The organism is Anabaena sp. CCY 9910, assembly GCF_963920875.1.
Lineage (GTDB): Bacteria > Cyanobacteriota > Cyanobacteriia > Cyanobacteriales > Nostocaceae > Trichormus > Trichormus variabilis.
This window is the reverse complement of sequence record NZ_CAWUDJ010000033.1, coordinates 32,249-53,587: the sequence shown is the minus strand read 5'-3', so window position 1 is coordinate 53,587 and position 21,339 is coordinate 32,249. Positions and strand designations below refer to the sequence as shown.

Genomic DNA, 21,339 nt, shown 5'->3' with positions numbered 1-21,339 from the left:
ACCTAACCTTGTTTATTCAGTAATTTTTGGAGTGATTTTCTATCGTTGTTTGCCGAGGATTGTTGAGATATCGGTTCACTAGTTTCAGCAACTCTTATCTCTTTAAAAGGGATCAATTCAAAAGCAGACAAACTCACTAAAGCCACAAAGGGGATAACTGTTTTAACAGCAGATATTGGCCATCTTCTTAAAGCACCCAAGAAAACTTTCAAGTCTACTTCTTTAGAATTATGCAAAAGCATCTGCCGACAAAATTGTTTAGAATATCCAATTTCCTGAAGTTTTAAAATCACTTCGGGGATGTGTTTGTATTGCATTAATAATGCTGATTTTGGCTCTTTCTGCCAATAGCTCACACCAACAATACACTCTAAGAAATTTTCTTTTGTGACAATTACATCACCGTTAGCAGCACAATAACCAGCCAGATATGCTAAAGATATCCAATTATTGGCTGCATCTGGCCAATTTTGTATAGCTTGCTTAACCAAATCAGTACGATAGATGCTAGCACTCAGAAAGATAACTGCACCTACACTTTTGGCAAAACAATGTTCAAAAACTTCTTTACTATCTCTACACCCATCTTCACAATCAGCATCAAACCAACGATTCCCAATAATTGTTGGTGGGAATACTGGTTGATTAGTAATTTTATTGCGACCAGAAAAGTTGAGAAAGATTAATCCTAAATTTTGATGCTGTTTGATCTTATTGATGACATAGGCAATAGCTCTATCTTGTATAGGATCATCATCGCCAATTGTCCAAACATATTGTGTTTTCGCAGAACTTAGGCAGTACATAATGTTTTTCATTACGCCTAAATTTTTTGAATGTTTGTTAGACTTAAAGGTGACGTTATTTAATTGATGCTGCCATTTTTGGATAATGCCCTGAGTATTATCAGTAGAACAATTATCAGAAACTAATATCTCACAATATTCTTCAAATCCCTTGATAGCATTTGCCAGCCATGCTAACTGTTGGTCAAGCAGTTTAGCACGATTATAAGTAGGAATGGCAATTGTTAATAATTTGCTCATAATGCAAGAATAAGAATCCGGGAGACTGATATTTGGATAAGAATAGAAAATGCTAAAAACGATATTTTTGTGATAAAAGCTGCGGTTAAGGAGTTAATCTCAAATCAGCCTGTAGCGCATCTCATAAATTTTGATAGATTAGTAGTAAAAGCTCTAGCCCTACTTGATTGAGAATTCGAGGGTTTAAGCCCTTACTACAAATCTCTAATGACCAAGCACTTTTAGGTGTTACTTAACATTCCAGAAGAAATCTTGGTTAATTTGTTCAGTCCGGATGAGGTATTCTAGCTGCTTTAAGCGTGTAAAACCTCTAAACAAGAAGGTATCTTCTGTCATATCTATTTGACTGAATAAATCAAATAATTGTCTAGCGCCTTTTTGTGCATCCCAATCACACTTAAATCCTGGTAAAACAGTGTTGATTTTTTCAAAAGATACGCGGTAACTGCGGTTATCTGCACCATTATCACCGAAGGATAATTTACAGCCAGGGAAAGTATCGGCGATGATTTCGGCAATTTCTTTGACGCGGTAGTTGTTGGTAGTATCGCCAACGTTAAAGACTTGGTTGTGAACAATATCACGAGGCGCTTCTAAAGCACAAACTATGGCTTTGCAGATATCTAGTGCATGGACTAATGGCCGCCAAGGAGTACCATCACTAATCATTTTGATTTCTTTGGTAGTCCAAGCCAAACCTGCTAAGTTGTTCAACACAATATCAAAGCGCATTCTGGGAGAAGCACCAAAAGCAGTGGCGTTACGCATAAATGTAGGGGAGAAGTCATCATCGGCTAAAAGTGTGACATCTCTTTCTACCAGGGTTTTGCATTCTGCATAGGCTGTTTGGGGATTCACTGGAGAGGCTTCTGTAACATCACCCTCAGTAGCAACACCATACACACTACAAGAAGACATATAGACGAAGCGCCGTACGCCCATTGTTTTGGCTAGGTTAGCCAAACGGACTGAACCTATATGATTGATGTCGTAGGTAATATTTGGTGCTAATTGTCCGGTGGGGTCGTTGGAAAGTTCCGCCATGTGAACGATCGCTTCTACACCTTCCAAGTCTTCGGGGGTGATGTGGCGGATATCTTTATTGAGGGTTTTCGCTGTTACTTGAGTACCGTTGTATAGCCAGCCTACTTTGTAGTAACCAGTATCTACACCAATTACTTCATGTCCTTTGCCAATTAACAAAGAAGGCAATAAACAACCTAAATATCCTTCGGTTCCAGTTACTAAAATTTTCATTTGTGTCAAATTCTCTATATTGGTTAATGGAGAGTGGGGAGGGCTGAGTAGTGACCCCTGCCCCCTGCCTAACTATCTATGCAATCACCGCATTCTCAAGGTGTGATTGCTGGGGGATTTGTGCTGCGATCGCTTTGCCAATTTCTAAGGAAGAAGTCGCGGCTGGTGAAGGCGCATTGCAAACATGAATGGAGTTTTCACCAGGAACAATGTAGAAGTCGTCTACAAGTTTGCCATCATCCATTAAGGCTTGGGCGCGTACCCCTGCATGGGTGGGAACTAAATCCTCGGCTTGGACTTCGGGAATCAGATTTTGCAAACTTCTGGTGAAGGCGGCTTTGCTGAAGGAACGAATGATTTCTTGGATACCTTCGTCGGCGTGTTTGCCTGCAAGTTTCCAGAAACCAGGGTAGGTCATGACTTCCGCAAAGTCTCTCAGGTCAAAGTCGGTTTTTTTGTACCCTTCGCGCTTCAGACTTAACACTGCATTCGGCCCGGCGTGGACACTTCCGTCAATCATCCGCGTGAAATGGACACCGAGGAAGGGAAATTCGGGGTTGGGAACCGGGTAAATGAGTGTTTTGACCAAATACCGTTTTTCGGGGGTGAGTTCGTAATATTCTCCCCGGAAGGGGACAATTTTTGCGCTTGGTTGTACTCCACCTAACTTAGCGATGCGATCGCTGTGCAATCCGGCACAATTGATCACAAATCTGGTTTCAAAATTGCCTTTATTGGTTTCCAGTACGTGATTTTTACCACTGGGGCAAATTTTCAGCACTTTGGTATTAAGCCTTAAATCTCCGCCTTGTTGTTGAATCAATTCGACGTATTTTAGGCAAACTTGCTTATAATTTACAATGCCAGTTGAAAATACCCGAATCCCCGCTACACATTTAACGTGAGGTTCAATTTCCTTAACTTCTTCGGGGCTAATTTTTTGAACTTCTATGCCATTTTCTACGCCGCGTTGGTAAAGGTTTTCTAGGCGTGGTAACTCTTGCCCATTTGTCGCTACAATTACCTTGCCACAAACCTCATGGTCGATGCCATACTCCTGGCAAAACTTTACCATTGAGTCTCTACCATCACGGCAAAATTTAGCTTTAAAACTACCAGGCTTGTAATAAATTCCAGAGTGAATTACACCACTATTATTACCAGTTTGGTGAAATGCCCACTGGCTTTCTTTTTCTAATACTAAAATTCTTGCTTGGGGATAACGCTTACCTAAAGCCATCCCTGTGGATAACCCAACTATGCCCCCACCAACAATGGTAAAATCGTACATTGTTATTACTGCAAAAATTACACTAAATCAGTCAACAATACCTTACAACGGAAGTCAAAATAAGAAGGGACAAAATGCCAAAATGTTTTTTGAATTCCGTGTACTTTTAATTACCAAACCTTCCAAGGAGCTTGGTTATTTTTCCATAACTCCTCTAGATAGTTTTTATCGCGCAATGTATCCATTGGTTGCCAAAAACCACTGTGTTTAAAAGCAGATAATTCTTCCATATCTGCTAACTTTTCTAGTGGTTCTTTCTCCCAAACGGTAGCATCATCAGCAATTAAATCTATAACTTCTGGTTCTAAGATAAAATAACCACCGTTAATCCAAGCACCATCACCTTCAGGCTTTTCCCGGAAACTAGTTATTTTAGTTTGTTCGTATCCCAGAGAAATCGCCCCGAAACGTCCTGCTGGTTGGACTGCTGTTAGGGTTGCTAAACTCTTTTGTTCTTGATGAAACTTAATGAGTTCGGTGATATTAATATCACATACACCATCACCATAAGTAAAACAAAAAGTGTCATTACCCAGATGTTCGCGGACACGCTTTAAGCGTCCACCAGTCATGGTATTATCACCTGTGTTTACCAATGTGACGCGCCAAGGTTCAGCATAACCAGAATGGACATTCATCTGGTTAAAACGCATATCAAAAGTCACATCGGACATATGTAAGAAGTAGTTAGCAAAGTACTCCTTAATCACGTAACCTTTATAACCACAACAAATAATAAAATCATTAATGCCGTGGCTAGAATAAGTTTTCATGATATGCCAAAGAATTGGCTTACCACCAATTTCTACCATCGGCTTAGGCTTGATACTGGTTTCTTCACTGAGGCGTGTACCAAGCCCTCCAGCCAAAATCACCGCTTTCATACAATTACCTTGGGGATTTGCAGTTAGATTAATTTTTGAATATCGGGATGAAGAGGATGCACATGGATGGGAGAAAAATTAACTTCTCTTTTATTTTTCTCCGTACATAATCTAACTGTTTTTCTGAGATTTTGTATAAAGAATAAGTAAATATAAATCTTTTAGATATGAAAGCTTAGTGAATGAATTAATTATTAGTTGTCTGTTGTTAGTGGTCAGTTGTCATTGGTGAAAAATAAAGAGTTTTGGGATAAATTATGAACGATGAAATATTGAACATTGCCTGGGATTTTACAATACATGTAGGGTGCGTTACCCTAAGTGATAACACACCCTAGATACACTTAAATTTTTCAGTGTAGGCACAGACTAAGCCAACAAAAATTAATACCAATTCAATTAATGATTGCAACACATCTTTGGGTGAAGAAGACGCGATGATTCGCGTCTCTACAGATGGTTCATTCGTCCCATTCTGTTTCCAATTGGTATAACTTGAATGACGATGTAAATGATTGATTATTAACAACTGACAACTAACAACTGACAACTGACAACTAACCATTAATTACTGTTTTGCTGTCAAGTCGGTGCTGGCATATCCTCGCATTGTAGAGCTTTGGAATAAAGCATTACATTTGCTTTCCTCAATGATACAGATACTGCTGAGTGCTTGTTGATAACTTTCCGTATCTTCTTGTTCTAAAGAAAGTTTGGCGGCTAGCTGTAAATCTGCAAGGGCTTTGGCATTATTGGCATCAGATTTATTACTAGTAATTTGTGCTAATTCGTAGCGCACCATACCGCGTTTGAGATACACTTTGGCTAGTTTGTCGTTAATTTTTAATGCTTGATCAAAATCAGCGATCGCCTGATCATATTCCTTTGTCGAATCACCTGTATATTGGGCAATGAGATAGCGGACAGAAGCACGCTGAAAGTAAGCTTCGGTTTTAGCGGGATTAAGTTTCAGGGCTTGGTCAAAATCGGCGATCGCTTCTTGGTAATCTTTAATGGTATCGCTGCTATATTTAGCCATTTGTGACCGGACAATCCCCCGGCGGATATAAGCTTCGGCTTCCTTCTCGTTGAGTTTCAAGGCGTGATTAAAGTCGGCGATCGCTAATCTATACTGTTGGTCAGGATCATTACTATATTCAGCCAGCATCAAGCGGGAGTTACCCCGATTCACAAAAGCTTTGATTTCATTGGGATTAATTTGCAAAGCTACAGTGTAATCGGCTAAAGCACCTTCATAGTCTTTCAGGTTATAACGCGCATTACCTCGATTCACCAAAGCTTTGGCGTTTGTTGGTTCCTGCTGAATAGCATGGGTGAAGTTATCTACTGCCTGTTTATAATCACGCACTTGGTAAGCAGCATGACCCTGTTGATAATACTCTGCAAAACTCAGGGCAGTATTACCATTAGCTTGTTTAGGCATCAGCGCTTGTTGAGCATAATTATTGCGCGATACCAAAGGACTGGTGAACTTTGTCACCACATCCAAGTATCCCAAAACCCCAAAACCCAACAAACAAAAAACTACCGGATAAAACTTCCCTTTCCAGCGATTGCGGTAAGGTGAAAAACTGGGGGTAGGCGAGTGCCAGTTGTTTTGGTACATTGGCATCACTGGCTGCGGCAAGTTAACAGGCTGATTGCCGTGGCCATAGCGTCTCTTGGTGGGGATGCGGGGACGGAGATGTTCTCTATTTTCAATCGCTTGCACCGAAGGAAACGGGTCACGACCACCCAAGCGTAAAGCACGTTCGCACCAAGGGCAACTGTGCAGGTGATTGCTGTAGTGATGTTGAGAATTAACTGTACAGGTAGTCAGGGAATCTTCAGCCTCAGCTATAGCCGACAGCCAAGCTTGGGCATTAGGGCGCAGTTGGGGTTCGTTGTGACCATCCTCAAAACAACGAATAAACAGCGCTTGTAAGCTGGGGTGGAGAATTTCCCAAGGCGGGGCGATGGGAGTAGGTAGGTAAGGTACTTGCCGTTTCTTACTATAAGTGAAATGTCCCGACGCAATTCTGGCTTCATAAGGTGGTGGTTCAGGAATGCCTTGATAAATGCCAGAAAAGGGGTGCGTACCTTCCATCAGCAGTTGGAAGATTAGCACCCCTAAACCAAATAAATCATGAGTAGCTTGGCGATCGTGATGAGCAAAGATTTTATTCTGTAGTTCTGGTGGGGTAAACTCTGGTTTCCCTACCGGACAACGATAAACAATATCATTATCAGGGTCACATACTTGGAAAGAATCCGTATCTACCAAGGTAACCAGGGCTGTGTCACTTACCAAAATGTTCGATTCGTTGACATCGCCTACAGAATAGCCGCTATTATGTAAAGCCGCAAAAGCCGCCGCCAAATTCCGCGCTGTCCGCAGTAGGTACTGATAATTAAATAAAGGACAGTGTTGACGGCGAGTCCGGGGGTTGTAAAAGTCGATGATAGGACGCATCCCCCGAATACGCGGCATCAAAAAGCCGATGACGCGTTCGCTTTCATCTGCTCCCCACAATAATTCTTGCGGCCAAGCAATGGAAATATGACCCAAACTAGCCGTAGGATTTTCCGGCGGGTTAGCCAGCATCGCCCGGAGTTTGCTGGCGTGGGCAACTGTCGGCTTATGATAAATCTTTGCCACACAATCACCCGCCGACGGTACAGCATAAATGCACGCTTCACCGCCACGCCCCAAACTCACGCTGAGGCTGATAATCTCTTCCTGAGGAAGATAACGTAGTACCTTCATGATTAAGTTACGGTTAAGGGTATAAGAAGGGCAGGGGCAGGGGGCAGGGAGCAGGGGGCAGGGAGAGAAGAACACTATTGACAACTGACCACTGACAACTGACCACTGACACACCTTTACAAATGATTAAAGGCTCCTATAATCAGCGTTAAATCATCGTCAGTACGTTGTGTAATCCGCTCAGAGCCTAGAAACTTGACTAGCTGCTCTTTTGCTTCTGCTTGATCTTCGGCGTTTTTTACAAAGTCGAATAACGGAAAAAAGAAGGGTTTGTGAGGTTCACTAACAACCATATTTAAAGCCAGCATTTGCAGCCCATCGGTGAGGAGTCCGATGTTGACGATGGTTTCGCGCCATAATCGCATCTGTGCCGTTTCTAACGCACCTGGTGACGTTAAAAAAGTTGTCTCGTTAATGTATTCGCCGTTGTCTGGGATGGTGAGTGCCAGTAAGTTGCCCAAATGATCCTTAGCTACTGCCATCCCATCACCGATTTGTGCAGCTGCCACCATTTCTGGTGAGGCGATCGCAATAATTAAGGTAGTCGCTAAATCCTGAGGCTGTTTTTGACAAGCTGCTGCTTCATCTTCCACAGCTTTCTTCGCAGCCAGCAAAGCCTCAGTTAAGAGCGATCGCACAGTTTCATCATCAGCCAGGGAATCTCTGGTAATATCTCTCAGCGATAAACTCTCAATCGCTGTTTCTACCGCCACCATCGCGCCAACTTTCCCTTGACTTGCAGAACCCGCCCCATCTGCGGCCGCCGCCACCAAAACATTCCCCGGCAATAATTGCCAGTGGTGAGCATCCTGACACAACTGCTTAGTTTTCATGTGGCTTGTTCCACAGACAGAAGCGGCGACTACCTGCCAATGAGGGTTCTGTTTTGATGTTTTCATATAGTTTGTTGTGTCAGCTAGCTGTGTAAGGTGCAACTCCTATTAGATAGATCCCCAGCCAATCGGCGGTAGCGCTACCTGCTCATCAATTTGCGAATGAGAAACTGCCGACATACTAGCCGATAGCCAAACAAACATTTCAATAAAGTTCAGTCCTTTGAGTTTCAGTGGCGTTCTGACTGCTATTTGGTTCAGCCTTGTCATGTTCGCATTTTCCACACCTACGCTGAAAAATGCCACACGTTTATTGACCTCATCACCTTGTAAGCGCAAGGCTGCTTGTTCTACTAAATGATCTAGTTCACCTTGTGGTTCACCATCAGTAATCATAAACACCCAAGGACGATAATACGCAACACCATTGGCACGATACAACGATTTGCGCTCTTGTACCATGTCCAACGCTTTGTGAATACCAGCCCCCATACTGGTTAATCCTTGCGCTGTCAGAATTGGTGGGTTAAATTGATCGGCAGTTACAAAGTCTTGTATTACATTGATATGACTATCAAAAGTAATGATCGCAATTTCTACCCGTCTGGCTGCTATGGAATTTTTCATCAGCTCATCTTTCAAACTGAGCAAGCCCTGATTTAGAGCTTCTATAGCAGCGCCTTGCATGGAGCCAGATGTATCGAGCAACAACACGCAAGGACAGCGTGGTTCTGGGTTCTCAGCAAACTCTACTACTTCATCTAGGGTCAAAGTATCATTCATAACGTTTTGTGTTATGTTATAGTCCAAAGCTCTATTTTCCTTTTTTCAAAGTATATAGTTTCCACAGCCGAAGCCGACAAGACCACAGGTAGATGTTTGGCGGTAGCTGGTTTAATCTTCATTAATAAAGATCCTTCTCACCGAAAGCTCTACAGATTTAAGGAAATCTTAATCAAAATGTAGAGTCAAAAATAAATCATCGGTTTCCATTCGAGACATTAATCCATCTATCAAAATTTATATAGAGCAACCACAGAATATAATAAATAGTTTGATTTTGCCTACATAAATTTTTAAAGATTTTGTGTGGAATTTTTGGTTTTCTATATAGAAAATAAATTGCTAATTAAATTAATCACCATGAATAAAATACCTAATGTAACTAAGGAAACTTGAATGTGAAAATTGCTAAAAGAATAAGACTTCAGTACGTGGTTTGCAAGTTGACATCATCTTGAGTGCCTAAGGTTCCTAGTTAGTCAAAGATTTGTCTGCCTTCACTCCAGAAAAACCTAAAAAAATATCCAAATATCATGAATATCTCATAGTAAAAGCTCCAAATCCGGACATAAATCCTGTATCTTTTGACAAAAGTAATTAACAATATGAACTATCACGGCACATTTACAGCACTAAGTCCTCAGGGTTTGTTAAGACATTTATCTAGTTGTTTTGACACCACTTGTTTAAAAGCTTTTAGCAACTCAGTCACTTGGTCAATTTACTTAGAAGATGGAACAATCACCTATGCAACTCATTCTGTAGAACCATTCGATAGATTAGAACGCCATTTACGCCGCCTCAGTCAACAATTTCCTCAAGTGACGAATGAAATTCGGGTACAGTTACGCTTGCTGTTTGAAGCCGAAGGGCAAAATTCCAGCGATACTATTCAGCTCCCTGATTACCAGGCTGTTCATTGGCTTGTCGAGCAAGAATATTTAGATACTGCACAGGCCACGATGCTAATTCAAGAATTAGTTAAGGATGTAATTGAATCATTTCTGTTAATCAAAAATGGCAATTATGAGTTAAGTAATTCACAGGAGAAAGTATCGGGAATTTGCCGACTTGATACAGCCAAAGTAATGGAACGTTGTCAAATCAGATTACAAAATTGGCAATCTTACTTACCGAAAATCACATCACCCTATCAACGTCCATATCTGTTGATTAACAGTAAGAATTCTCCAGAACTCCAACCAAAACTGACTTATTGGATGAAGGGTTTCAGCTTGCGCCATCTGGCTATAATTATGAATCAAGATGAAATCCAGTTAGCTCAAAGTTTATATCCTTACATCCTCACCGGAGAGATTATATTACATGAACCAGATCCACCATTTGATCAATTACCCAAAATTCTAGCAGAATCAACATTTAATCCTAAATACACAACTGCATTCCTGAGTAGGAAATTAGTAGATACAGTTGTAGAAATCAGTAGTAATGCTACACCAATCACCCCAATTCTTGCAGTAGATAATTTAGCTCCTATGGTGCGATTACCACAAGGTTATACTCCTGCCAAAGCAAGCCATCAGGAACTAACATTATCAAATACCACAAATTCTATTCCGGAAAGAGTAACGCCTGCTACCAGAACTACTCGACAAGTTTATAAAATCGTTTCTGTAGATGATAGTCCGACAATTCTCAAGGAAATTAGCTATTTTTTAGAAAGTGAAAATTTCACGGTAATCACTATCAATGATCCGCTCAAGGCTGCTATGTCAATTATCAGACACAAACCAGACTTGATTTTACTGGATCTGAATATGGCTGGTATTGATGGTTATGAATTGTGTAAGATTATCCGCAATAATTCCATGTTCAAAAATACGCCGATTATATTCGTGACGAGTTATAAGGGATTAGTTGATAAAGTAAGGGCTAGATTAGCTGGTGCATCTGGATATCTCACTAAACCTTTTACCCGTGCAGAATTATTAAAGATTGTGTTTATGCACTTAGCTTAATTAGTTTAAGTAGAACAGGGTAAATAATTAAATGTTTGTAGTGAGAACTGAAGCCTAGTATTTTCACATCACTTAACATAGGTTGTTTTCTGCAAGTCGTTATACTTATATATAGGAATTGTTAATTAGTAAAGTTTTCTATCTGTTGACAAAAATGAAAGAGTTGACAATTTGTTGGTAAGCTCTGCGATAAACTGCATCATCATTAGTACTATTTTTCGATAATGATACAACTATAATCCGAGCATCTTTAGGGTTGATAAAGACAACACTTTCGCTTTCATATAAGCCACTAGACTGAAATTTGATTCCAGTTTTACCAGCAATTCTGGCAATTTTGAAATCACGGCTCATGGTAAATTGATTACTCTGTTTAACCCATTGCTGCAAAGGTAATTTTTTTGGGTTGTCGTAAACTCTAATACTGACATTAGCAGGGTATTCGGTACCACCTTCATAGGCTCCGGCGCGAATTTCCTGAGCGTGCTGTTTAGTCCATATGTCAAGAGCTTCTACAGGAGCATCAATACCATTTGAAGGTGTAGAGATATCATTATCTATGACAAAATCTTTGGAGGAATAGGTAAACCGAAACAGAAAGCGATCGCTCCGATACACTCCTTGGCTTTGTGACACAACTGTCGGTGTAGGTATTTCTAATTTAGCCCCTTCTTCCAGGGTTACAGAAGAAGCCAGTCCAGGTTTGTCAGATATTGCTCCTACTATGACCAAACCCATGATGATGGCATTTAATACTGGTTTATACGCTACTTTCATTTCTGTGAACTCATGTGTTTAGTTTTGGTTACATAGATAGATTCAATCCCCAAAAGAATATTTCCGCTAAATAAACGACTTGAGTAGAGTGCGCACAACTATTGAACCGGAGGAAGATGGACAGAGGGTAGCAGTTATCTGTGGTGTTTACAGGGTAAGCTCTTACCTATCCTATTGTTTATGCAGTTTATTCATAACTTCAATGCACTTTATACAAAAAGTATTTTAAAGTACACCTAATCACTGCCATGATGAATTAGTTCATAGTGTTGTTGTTTGTTGTGATAGGCGGAGATTCCTTGAGAATCCGCCTACTTTATCTTGGCATTTCTTCACTACAATGAGGTGTCCTAGTATAGTCGTACAGATGCGATCGCTAATTACTTGTCAATAAAACTGTGGATGCAATCTCCTATTTTGGGTAGAGGAATGACGAGTGGTACTGTCTTTAACATTTGAAGCAGTTGAACCACTACCAAAAATTGAGAAGAGATATCCATGATCACTCATCAGGATCTCAAGCAGTTGCAGTCTTTGACTAAGGTTCCAGCACTTTCTATCCTATTGCCGACTCATCGCACATCACCCGATAACAAACAAGATCCCATTCTGGTGAAAAATCTGGTAAGTGAGGCAACAAAGCGGCTTGACAAAGAATTTACTAGCCGCCAGTTAGAACCATTGTTAAAGCAGCTCGAAACTCTGGTGAGCGAGATTAACTACCATGTACCAGCGATATTAACTGAAGATGGCAGGTTTGAGTTAGTGGATCAGCCAGGCGAGACAGATGTGATGGATGATGCTGCCGATAAAATTATCGAATTTGTCCTGGCTAAGAGGGAAAGGTTGCCATTGTGAATGATGAAGTGCTATCCATTCATCAGCGAATTGCTTTGATTTTTCGGTATTAATGTCAAATTTCTACAGTTAGACTCAACCTCCTGCGTTTCCTAGCTTGAGGTTGGCTGTTTCAATCTCAGTTGCAAGCTAAATACGTTGTGAAAAAACGAGGTGAGTCCTATGAATACTGATTTTCAATCTGAAGTAGATATCCAAAAATCGACTGGATGGGTAATTGCTCTAAGCGTTGGTCTGATTATTCTAGGGGTTCTAGCAATTCTAATGCCTGGCATAGCGTCGGCATTTTTTACATCCCTCATTGGTTGGATTACCCTGATTAGTGGCGTTGTGATGATTGTTGAGTCGTTTCCATCAAAACCAGTAAGAGGGTTCTGGCTGAATTTGATTGTGGGTATTTTTTACGCTATTGCAGGTATTTACATTCTGTTGAATCTGAAATCCGCGCTACTAGCGTTGACCTTAGCTTTTGGTATTCTATTTGTTGTCGAGGGTATTTTTACCATCATTATGGCGTTTACCAACCGAGCGGGACACAGGATGTCTTGGCTGGTGGCTTTAAACGGAGTCATTACTCTAATCTTGGGTATCATGGTGCTGAATCGCTGGCCTTTCAGTGCTATCTGGCTGATAGGTCTATACGTCGGTATTAGCCTGCTCATGAGCGGTATCTCTTTGTTAGCCTCTGCCCTGACTGCTCGGCGGACACTTGCTAGTTAGTCGTGGCTTGGGGGAGATTTTCTTCAATTATGAATAAAATCTAGGTCAGATAGTTTGAAGGTAATGTCTTGATTGGATATTGCTTGTGGTTCCAAGTACATATCTTGAAACTCATGAACTTGTTCTGTTAACCACTGATCTAAATTACCACCATGAATTTCTGTTGTTTGCTTGCCCACCACCTCCAGATAAGCTAAGTCTTTAATTTTACTTAAGCAACTGGACGGCATATTAGTATTAGACCTAGAAACAGCCGCTACTTGACTGTTTTTTAGATTATCGTGTTGCGGTTGCTGTACTTTGCTAGCTTCGGAGTTTTCTTTGAGTAAGCGGTTATATGTGCGGTAGGGAATGTAGTGCATGGGATTGTACCCAGCAAAGCGCAGCATGAGAACACAAGCCCAAGAGTATTTACCAGCCAGAATTGCTTCAACCACTTTGTCAAATTGTTGAGGATTGATAGCTTTGTTGTAGTTGGTTATGCCTGTAGTATTTTGGTTCATGGTTGTTGTTGTTTTGGATGAAAGTATCTCAGCGATTGCGTGAATTAATAAACCTTAGTAGTTATGTTGAATTACGAACTTGGTAATTATTCCGTGGGCGTTTTGATACTTGTAAATATCTTTGCTGGGTTATTAGATAATAAAGCGACATTATTACTATTAAGTAGTGGGATTTTTAAAGCTAAATTCCTATCAGTATAATCACGTTTTAGCTTCATCTCTCAACTGCCCCTTATTGTTTAGTGTGACGACAAACAAATGTCTGTTTATACCCCTACGTAAATAAAAATTACTGTTATTCACCCAACAAGTTTTGTAATTTTTATCCCTGATTAATTTATTGAATTTTCACTTACTTAAGTATAGGCGAAGCAGTAGAGTTTCTGTATGTATTTTAATCTTTAACATTATCATTGCTTCTCCATACTCTATTCAGAGTCATATTAGTATTTATACTATCTTTTTTCATGAATGTCACCCGTTATCAGAATTTTATTACTCAATTTTACTGAATATTTTTAATGTTGAGTTATACGCTATATCGATGGGGATTTTGAGCATTTTTTACTAGGTAATGAGGGGTTAGACCCCTCGCCTACTGTGCGTTTGAGACTTTAAACCTACTAAGAGAATTTACCACTAAATAGGTTGATAAGCAATTATTTAACGTGAAAAATTACCTGATAAAAGTTCAGTAAAATTTTCACATTGATATATGAATGCTAATGGTTGCTTACCAATGGTATACGGATATAAATTTGCACTAGATTTATGATGTAGATAATATTGTTGCAACTATACATCCGGAAAATTTTCTATAAAAGTGTCAAGGTTTTTTCACAAAACTAGGAAACTGTTCCCAGAACTTTTGTCACTTTTGCGATTTTATGATATGGCAGTAAAAGGTAGTATTCTTTATATGAGTCATACCAATTTGAAAAAAGAATAGGCAAGATACATTGATAGGTGCTTACAAATGTAAGACCCTGTGGCATGGGGAGAATAAAACTATTGACAACTGACGAAAAAACTATAGTTGCAGTTGAGCTAAGTGGTGATAAAGACCAGCGATCGCCATTAGTTCTTGATGAGTGCCATGTTCAATCACCATTCCTTGGTCTATGACAAAAATATGGTCAGCATAGCGCACAGTGGAAAGACGGTGAGAAACTATAAAAGTAGTCCGTTCCTGACTAATCTGGGCTAAATTCTGTTGAAAGCGGCGTTCTGATTCCGCATCTAAACCGCTAGTAGCTTCGTCTAAAATCAAAATTTTGGGATTTCTCACCAAAGCGCGGGCGATCGCAATTTTTTGTCTTTGTCCGCCAGAAAGCATGAAACCTCTTTCTCCCACTTGGGTATCGTAACCCAGAGGTAAGGCTTGGATAAAATCGTGTGCGCCGGATAACTTGGCGGCGGCGATCGCTTGGATTAAACTCAGTTCTTGATCGTGCAAAGTAATGTTTTCTAAAATCGTTCCCGAAAAGAGAAAACTGTCTTGTGCTACTAACCCCACCTGAGTCCGCCAGGATTGGGGAGACACCCCAGCCATATCATGTCCATCAATCAAAATTCTGCCTGTATCAGGGCGATATAAACCGGCTAATAAATTAGCTAAAGTACTTTTACCAGAACCACTTTGACCAATGATACCGATAGTTTGTTGGGGTTTGACTCCAAAAGAGATATTTTGTAAGGCGTTGCGTTCTTGAAACGAGTTATAACGAAACGACACATTCTCAAATCGTACTTCGCCCCGAATTGGCGGCATCACAAGTAAAGTTGTTTGAGAACTTGCTTCTGGGACAGCCGCATAAACATCATTGAGTCGTTCCACGGAAATCAAGATTTCTTGAAACTCATCCCACAACCCAACTAATGACAAAACTGGATGAGTCACATTTCCAGTCAGCATATTGAAAGCCACAAACTGTCCCAAGGACATTTTCCCACCCATCACCAAAGTAGCCCCAAACCATAGAACCAGGGTGCTACCAACATGATTAATTAACGTCCGCGTCACTTGTAAACGATGGGCTAATTTTTGTCCCCGCAACCGCGCCTTCAACATTTTTAAAAACCGTTCTTCCCAATACTTCTGCAAAGGACGTTCGGCGGTGGCGGTTTTGACTGTTGCTACCCCAGTCATCATCTCTACCATAGAAGAGTGTTGTCTGGCGGATTCCTGAGAAATTTCTCTTGATGCTTGCTTGAGGTAGGGACTGGCAACTACAGTTAAAATCACTACGGGGATAATCCAACTCAAAACTAAAAGAGTGAGTTGCCAACTGTAATAGGTCATCAACCCCAGATAAGTCACCACCATCAAGATATCCACCGCCGCCGCAATTGCCCTACGGCTAATAAACAGTTGAATTTTGCGGTTTTCTTGAACGCGGCTAATAATGTCGTCTACATGACGGGAGGCGAAAAATTGTAAGGGTAACTGCAACGTATAGTTAATAAAGTTGCCAATCAAGTTTAAATCTATGCGGTTAGCAAAATAATCTAGTAAGTGTTGGTGTTGTGCTGTTAACACAGTCCGCCAGATACCCAAACATAAAAAGCTGAACGCAAATATATGCAAATTCGGCAAGTTTTTGATAGGCATGACTTGGTCGAGAATCACCTGAGTAAACAGGGGAGTTGCCAAACCAAAAACTTGTACCAATAAGGAGGCCAGAATTATCTGCCTGAGTACTGTCCGATAATTCCACAATGTTTGCCCATAGCGACCAAGAGAAAATTTTTCACTTTTGAGGGCTTGAAAACGTTCTGTGGGGTCTAATAATAGGGCGTAGCCTGTCCAACTCGTTTCAAATTGCGGACGTGACAGCCATTTTCTACCTACAGCCGGGTCAGAAATAAGGATGCGATCGCCTTTAATCTGCCACACTACTACATAGTGATTTCCTTGCCAGTGGGCAACCCAAGGGTTATAGTGCCACTCTAATTTCTGCAAGCTTCCCCGCACTGGTAGCACATCATAACCCAAGGTTTGGGCTGCTACTGTCAAACCTTCAAGAGATGCGCCATTACGGTCTACCTGGGCTAAATTCCTCAAACTGTACAGACTTAGACGCTTACCCCAATATTGGCTAATCATCGCCAAACAAGCTGCACCACAGTCTGATGAACTTTGTTGTTGAATAAATGGGTAGGAGTAGGACGACCGTGATTTGTGTTGCTTGACTCCTTGGGGAAAGTCGATATCTTCGATGTCGGATGTGGCTGGCGCTGTAGGCGATCGCAAATTCTGCAACTTGGGCAGGGCTATTTGTGGTTTACTATCAGCCGGGACAACATTAACCACCTCAACGGGCGCTTCTATTGGTTGATAGCTTTCAGTAAAGTAATCGGGAGCGATCGCTCTTGCCAAATCCCAATTTTCCACAGACAGTTGGTAAACCAGCAAATCTGTCTGCGCTGTCCCATCTGGTAATGTGGATTGGGGATATCCCCAACTATCCCCCACCACTGGCAAAAAACTTGCTATTGATATTGATTGTACTTGACCACTCCCTAGCCAAAAACGTCCTTTTTCTGGTGGAGTTGCTTCTGATAAGGTTGTGCCGGTCGGGATATGTTTAGCTATTAAATAAGGTAGTAATTCTTGGAGTTTTTTACTCTTGAGAGAATGTAATTTAGTATAAGTTTTAAAAAATATCAGCGCTTGGCGTTCACTGGTTAAGCGCTGCAAGTAACTTTTGAGTTGGGGGATAGCCTGTAACCAAGGTTTTAATTCAGCAATCGTCGTAGAAAGAACAAAGCCATCACTAGCGGCGATCGCTCGATATGGTAATGTTTGCTGACAAAAGAAATGATCTGCCCCAAAAGTTTGTTCAGCCGACACCAATTGAGTGGAAACTTCTCGCCCCAGAGTTTGATTAAACCCTAATAAACGAACTCTACCTTGACAAACTAAGTAAATAACATTACTACTATCTGTAGTTGCTGCATCTACAACATAATTTGCCAGTTCATCACCTAGTTGAAACTCACGAACTACCCAGTTTTGGCTCAACTCTGAAACTAGACTCGTATCCCCTGCAACTAACCTCAAAAGATTGAGGATAGCCACTTCTGGAGTGGGAGATAGCTGATCACTGGGATCTTTTTGCAGCCCTCCCTGAACTCTTAACGACGAAGAGGGATTCATAGTTTAATTTCTGTTTGGTGTGTAAACTCTTGGCTTAGTTCTCGGCAAATAAATCTAACATCAGCATTTTGATTGATTGCTAATGTATCTGCTAAAAAAATCGTATTTGGATGAAAACTTATTCCGGTATTTTCTCAAATTTAACTGAATCTTTAACCAGTATTCATGAACTTTATTTTTAATTGATGTTGATTATTCATGAGTAAGTTCACTTAATGGTAAAAGTAGATAGTTAATTTAAATAACTATCTATAGTTTGTTAAATCACCTTTAATTTATTACAACAGTAATTTTCTTAAAAAATCAGGAAAATTATTTTTTTATTTGCAAAAGGTTCTCTATGAACATAATTTTAATGCCATTTTAATTTAGTAATACTGTTAAAGAATGTGAGTAACATCGACATCTGTAAAAATTGGTTTTAATCTGTGTGTGTCCGAAGATATTCAAACATTAGTTACATTTTCCCTCGGTTGATTAAACTCCCGGAAAATAAACCCGAAAATTGTTAACACTGGTTTTTAAATTGGATGTTGAATCCCACCCAAGAGAGAGATACTAAGGCAAATATAAATGCTATTGTGTATCTCATGTTACAGATTTTTTCCCATAGCAATCTAACAACAACTATAAGATTGGCAAGATAGTTGTCACCCCTCACCGATGTACGAAAACTTGGAAATATAGATAAATCAAGCGGAAAAAGCTGTAATTTTTTTGGAAAAAACAGGATTTATTCATCAGAATGGCCAGTTTTTTCCATTATTGCCATGAGAAACTTAAGGAAAATTTTATATTCTCATGGAATTGATGCAATGAGCTATTCTGCTTTTAAGTTGCACAATCCATCGTGAAGGCTGTTGACAGTTAACAGCCCTTATTAGTAGTTAACGCCGTGTGCAACTTTCTCTCAGACCTAACCCCCAACCCCTTCCCTACAAGGGAAGGGGAGTAATAATTAAAGCCTCTCTCCTTGCAGGGGAGAGGTTGGAGAGGGGTTTTAAGAATAAGTCGCACATCGCGTTAGTTATGCAATTTGGACGCGCACTAGCTTACTAACCAATCACCAAATATATTGCCCAAATCGCCATAGCGCGGAGATAAGTACTAGCGCGGAAAGTACCGGCGGCGGTGATGGCTTCGGGTGTGCGGAATTGTAAGCCGTTGTTATAGATTTGCTCTACTACCGCTTGTGTCAACCTGAAACCTTCATCTTTCATCCCCATTTGTACTAGAAAAGCTGCTAATCCAAAGTTAATTCCTGTCCACACTTCTAAGGGGTGGGTGGCTTTTGGGTTTTCTGGTGAACCATCGGGACGTACTCCATTGGCTGCACCAAATTGACCATCGTAAAACTTGAGGAAGCAAGCATCATAAACAGTTTGGAGTGCAGAAATAGCGCGATCGCTTGGTACAATCTCCGGTAATTCTAGTAAGTTGGCGTAGAATTGTCCACACAATTGATCTGCCATGACAACATCAGAACCACTTTCACTATCTAGTCGATAATATTTACCATTCCAGAGTTTTTCTTGATAAATAGGTAGGGATTTTGTTAACCAAGTTTCATAGGTGGATTTTTGTAGAAGCAGCTTTTCCTTAGTTTCCGAATCTTGGTGATTTTGTAATAAGGTGTCGCCAATAGCGATCGCTGCTGCCAATGCAGCCATCCACAAGCCACCACAATAGGCGCTAACTCCTTGCAAACGCCAATCATCAAAGGTTTGGTCTGGCGCACCGGAATTTTCGGGAATCCCATCCCCATCTAAATCAAAGGTTTTCACATAATCAAGGGTTTCTACAATTGCATCCCAGCAATCCCTTAAGAACTGCACATCATCCGCACCAGTCAGGAGAAAATCCCGATACACTTGCAAGACAAAATCACAGCCTAAATCCTTCCACAAATTGCAATCTTGATAGCTGGTGTAATTAGTTTTCTCCCAGACGTGTTCATTGGGTGCGCCTAAATCGTGGGGTGTTGCACCTGGAGTTTTACGCACAGCAATGGGACTTTCTGCCCCAATGGTGTAGTAATAACCAATCACACGGGGAGTATCATCACCTTGGGGAATTGCCCGTGCAAAAGCCCGCATAACGGCTTTTTCCAGTTCTGGGAATAGTTGCAACAACCCAAAAGAACCATACAGCCGCACATCCAAACTTTCATACCATCGGTAATCTAAGCACTCCAGCACCGCAAACTGACCGATGGGATCGCTTGGTGTCGCTGCACTCCAGAGAGTCCCCCCACTGGTGAGGTCATAAAGCTCATTAAACAGAGCCATTTTGAACCAATCGGGCAAATCATCCCGGTTCAGTATCGGGTCTTGCCAAGCTTGGATTTGTTGTTGCCAAGTTTTATACTGTTCTAGAGCAATAGTTGCGATCGCCCAAGCATGATTACCACTTTTACCAAAAAAGTCTGTATATCTGCGATAGTAATTCACACCAGCCGCAAACTCTGTTACAGGTAAATCCCAACTCACCACAAAGGGGATTTCTAGGGTTTCTCCTGGTTGCAGGGTGAAACGGACGGCGATCGCAGATCCTAACTGTTCATTCTCTGAGGCAGGTGAAGTATCTATATAATTAGCTAAGGAACCATCCGCCGCAAAACTCTGCCATACTTCCTCACCCGTCCCGACAGGATTCCATCTTGTATGATGAAAAATCTCTACTTGGGGATGTTTCCGAGTGACAATGCACCAACTCCCCTCACCTTCCTGTAAAGGTTCAGCCATCCCCACCCGCCCCAAAAAGCAACCAAGATGTTGGGGACTCTCATCTAAATAGTTATAATTTCCCCCACTTTCTCCCAAGCGCGGCTGATACTCATACACTGGGCTACCATCATCCCGCACCTGCACATCAGGAGATTTGAGGGCATTTGTAAACCAACCCACCATATTTTGCCAAGTCAGCATGATACTGAGTGTAATCGGCGCATTTGTGGGGTTATGAGCTTGCCAAACAAATACCGCTACAGGGTAACTAGTCTCTTGATAATTGTTTGCCCAAATAGGGGAAAACTGCTCACAAGTTAACTCTGCCTGAAACACATTCTCATACACAAACCAACTACGCGGATATAAGGCGTGATATGTCCCGGTAGTTTGCGTTTCCCTGGAGGCTGGATACCACTGCCAACTTTTCAAGCTTCCATCATCTGTTGCTTGGGTAGATAAAGCATAAGCTTGAGAAGAAGCACCATTTGATTCAAATACACTAAATTGACAGGCGGGAAAATTTTGGAAAATATGCTCACCCCCGTCAATGTGCCATAGATTGAAGTCTCCCCGCGAAGAACGACCAATACAACCAGCACCAAAGCCACCCAATGGCATCCCATGCCAAGGCCCATCATCAATATTACTCGCATAGCGGACAGTATAAGGTTTATCCCAACCCAAGCCAATAGGACGGTTCCAAGTAGAGGAGGGAATTTGCGGGGAGAATTGATTTGTCATTAACTGGTGTTA

The 21,339-nt window shown here is 41.1% G+C and carries 14 protein-coding genes; 3 read left to right on the top strand and 11 right to left on the bottom strand.

The genetic code is table 11. The annotated features are described in order from the left end of the window. Positions 1–2 precede the first annotated feature (2 nt). The 7 genes from ACM5QX_RS21265 to ACM5QX_RS21235 form a co-directional block, all read right to left on the bottom strand. On the bottom strand, positions 3–1,046 hold the full coding sequence (locus tag ACM5QX_RS21265; protein ID WP_414755339.1) for a glycosyltransferase family 2 protein: 1,044 nt from the start codon (positions 1,044–1,046) through the stop codon (positions 3–5). Positions 1,047–1,274: 228 nt separating this feature from the next. Then, positions 1,275–2,303 carry an NAD-dependent epimerase/dehydratase family protein gene (locus ACM5QX_RS21260; RefSeq protein ID WP_414755338.1) on the bottom strand — a complete coding sequence of 343 codons (1,029 nt, stop codon included), beginning with the start codon at positions 2,301–2,303 and terminating at the stop codon, positions 1,275–1,277. 76 nt (positions 2,304–2,379) lie between these two features. Further along, complete coding sequence (lhgO, locus tag ACM5QX_RS21255) at positions 2,380–3,594, bottom strand: L-2-hydroxyglutarate oxidase (RefSeq protein ID WP_414755337.1); 1,215 nt, start codon at positions 3,592–3,594, stop codon at positions 2,380–2,382. 110 nt (positions 3,595–3,704) lie between these two features. After that, the gene (rfbF, locus tag ACM5QX_RS21250; protein WP_414755335.1) at positions 3,705–4,478 is read right to left on the bottom strand and encodes a glucose-1-phosphate cytidylyltransferase; all 774 of its coding nucleotides are present in this window, start codon (positions 4,476–4,478) and stop codon (positions 3,705–3,707) included. A 568-nt stretch (positions 4,479–5,046) separates the two neighbouring features. After that, positions 5,047–7,245 carry a tetratricopeptide repeat protein gene (locus ACM5QX_RS21245; RefSeq protein WP_414755334.1) on the bottom strand — a complete coding sequence of 733 codons (2,199 nt, stop codon included), beginning with the start codon at positions 7,243–7,245 and terminating at the stop codon, positions 5,047–5,049. Between the two features lie 116 nt (positions 7,246–7,361). Further along, positions 7,362–8,144, bottom strand: coding sequence for a PP2C family serine/threonine-protein phosphatase (locus tag ACM5QX_RS21240; RefSeq protein WP_414755332.1), 783 nt, complete (start codon positions 8,142–8,144; stop codon positions 7,362–7,364). A gap of 42 nt (positions 8,145–8,186) precedes the next feature. Further along, a complete protein-coding gene (locus tag ACM5QX_RS21235; protein WP_011317950.1) occupies positions 8,187–8,861 on the bottom strand; it encodes a vWA domain-containing protein in 675 nt (224 codons plus the stop codon). Positions 8,862–9,466: 605 nt separating this feature from the next. Between ACM5QX_RS21235 and ACM5QX_RS21230 the strand changes: the two genes are divergently transcribed. Beyond that, a complete protein-coding gene (locus ACM5QX_RS21230; RefSeq protein ID WP_414755331.1) occupies positions 9,467–10,840 on the top strand; it encodes a response regulator in 1,374 nt (457 codons plus the stop codon). 138 nt (positions 10,841–10,978) lie between these two features. Here the strand turns inward: ACM5QX_RS21230 and ACM5QX_RS21225 are convergent, their stop codons facing one another. Beyond that, positions 10,979–11,617 (bottom strand): hypothetical protein, encoded by a 639-nt coding sequence (locus ACM5QX_RS21225; RefSeq protein WP_414755330.1) that lies wholly within the window; start codon positions 11,615–11,617, stop codon positions 10,979–10,981. A gap of 498 nt (positions 11,618–12,115) precedes the next feature. Here ACM5QX_RS21225 and ACM5QX_RS21220 point away from each other — a divergent pair, with 498 nt between their 5' ends. Both ACM5QX_RS21220 and ACM5QX_RS21215 read left to right on the top strand, forming a co-directional pair. Further along, entirely contained in the window at positions 12,116–12,475 is a 360-nt protein-coding gene (locus tag ACM5QX_RS21220; RefSeq protein ID WP_414755329.1) for a hypothetical protein, read from the top strand. Positions 12,476–12,637: 162 nt separating this feature from the next. Beyond that, a complete protein-coding gene (locus ACM5QX_RS21215) occupies positions 12,638–13,195 on the top strand; it encodes an HdeD family acid-resistance protein (RefSeq protein ID WP_414755328.1) in 558 nt (185 codons plus the stop codon). A gap of 23 nt (positions 13,196–13,218) precedes the next feature. On the opposite strand, the gene ACM5QX_RS21210 is transcribed toward ACM5QX_RS21215, so the two are convergent. From ACM5QX_RS21210 to ACM5QX_RS21200, 3 genes are all read right to left on the bottom strand, one after another. Beyond that, the gene (locus ACM5QX_RS21210) at positions 13,219–13,698 is read right to left on the bottom strand and encodes a HetP family heterocyst commitment protein (RefSeq protein ID WP_011317945.1); all 480 of its coding nucleotides are present in this window, start codon (positions 13,696–13,698) and stop codon (positions 13,219–13,221) included. A gap of 1,030 nt (positions 13,699–14,728) precedes the next feature. Further along, the gene (locus ACM5QX_RS21205) at positions 14,729–17,857 is read right to left on the bottom strand and encodes a cysteine peptidase family C39 domain-containing protein (RefSeq protein WP_414755327.1); all 3,129 of its coding nucleotides are present in this window, start codon (positions 17,855–17,857) and stop codon (positions 14,729–14,731) included. 1,055 nt (positions 17,858–18,912) lie between these two features. Then, the gene (locus ACM5QX_RS21200) at positions 18,913–21,327 is read right to left on the bottom strand and encodes a GH116 family glycosyl hydrolase (RefSeq protein ID WP_414755326.1); all 2,415 of its coding nucleotides are present in this window, start codon (positions 21,325–21,327) and stop codon (positions 18,913–18,915) included. Positions 21,328–21,339 lie beyond the last annotated feature (12 nt).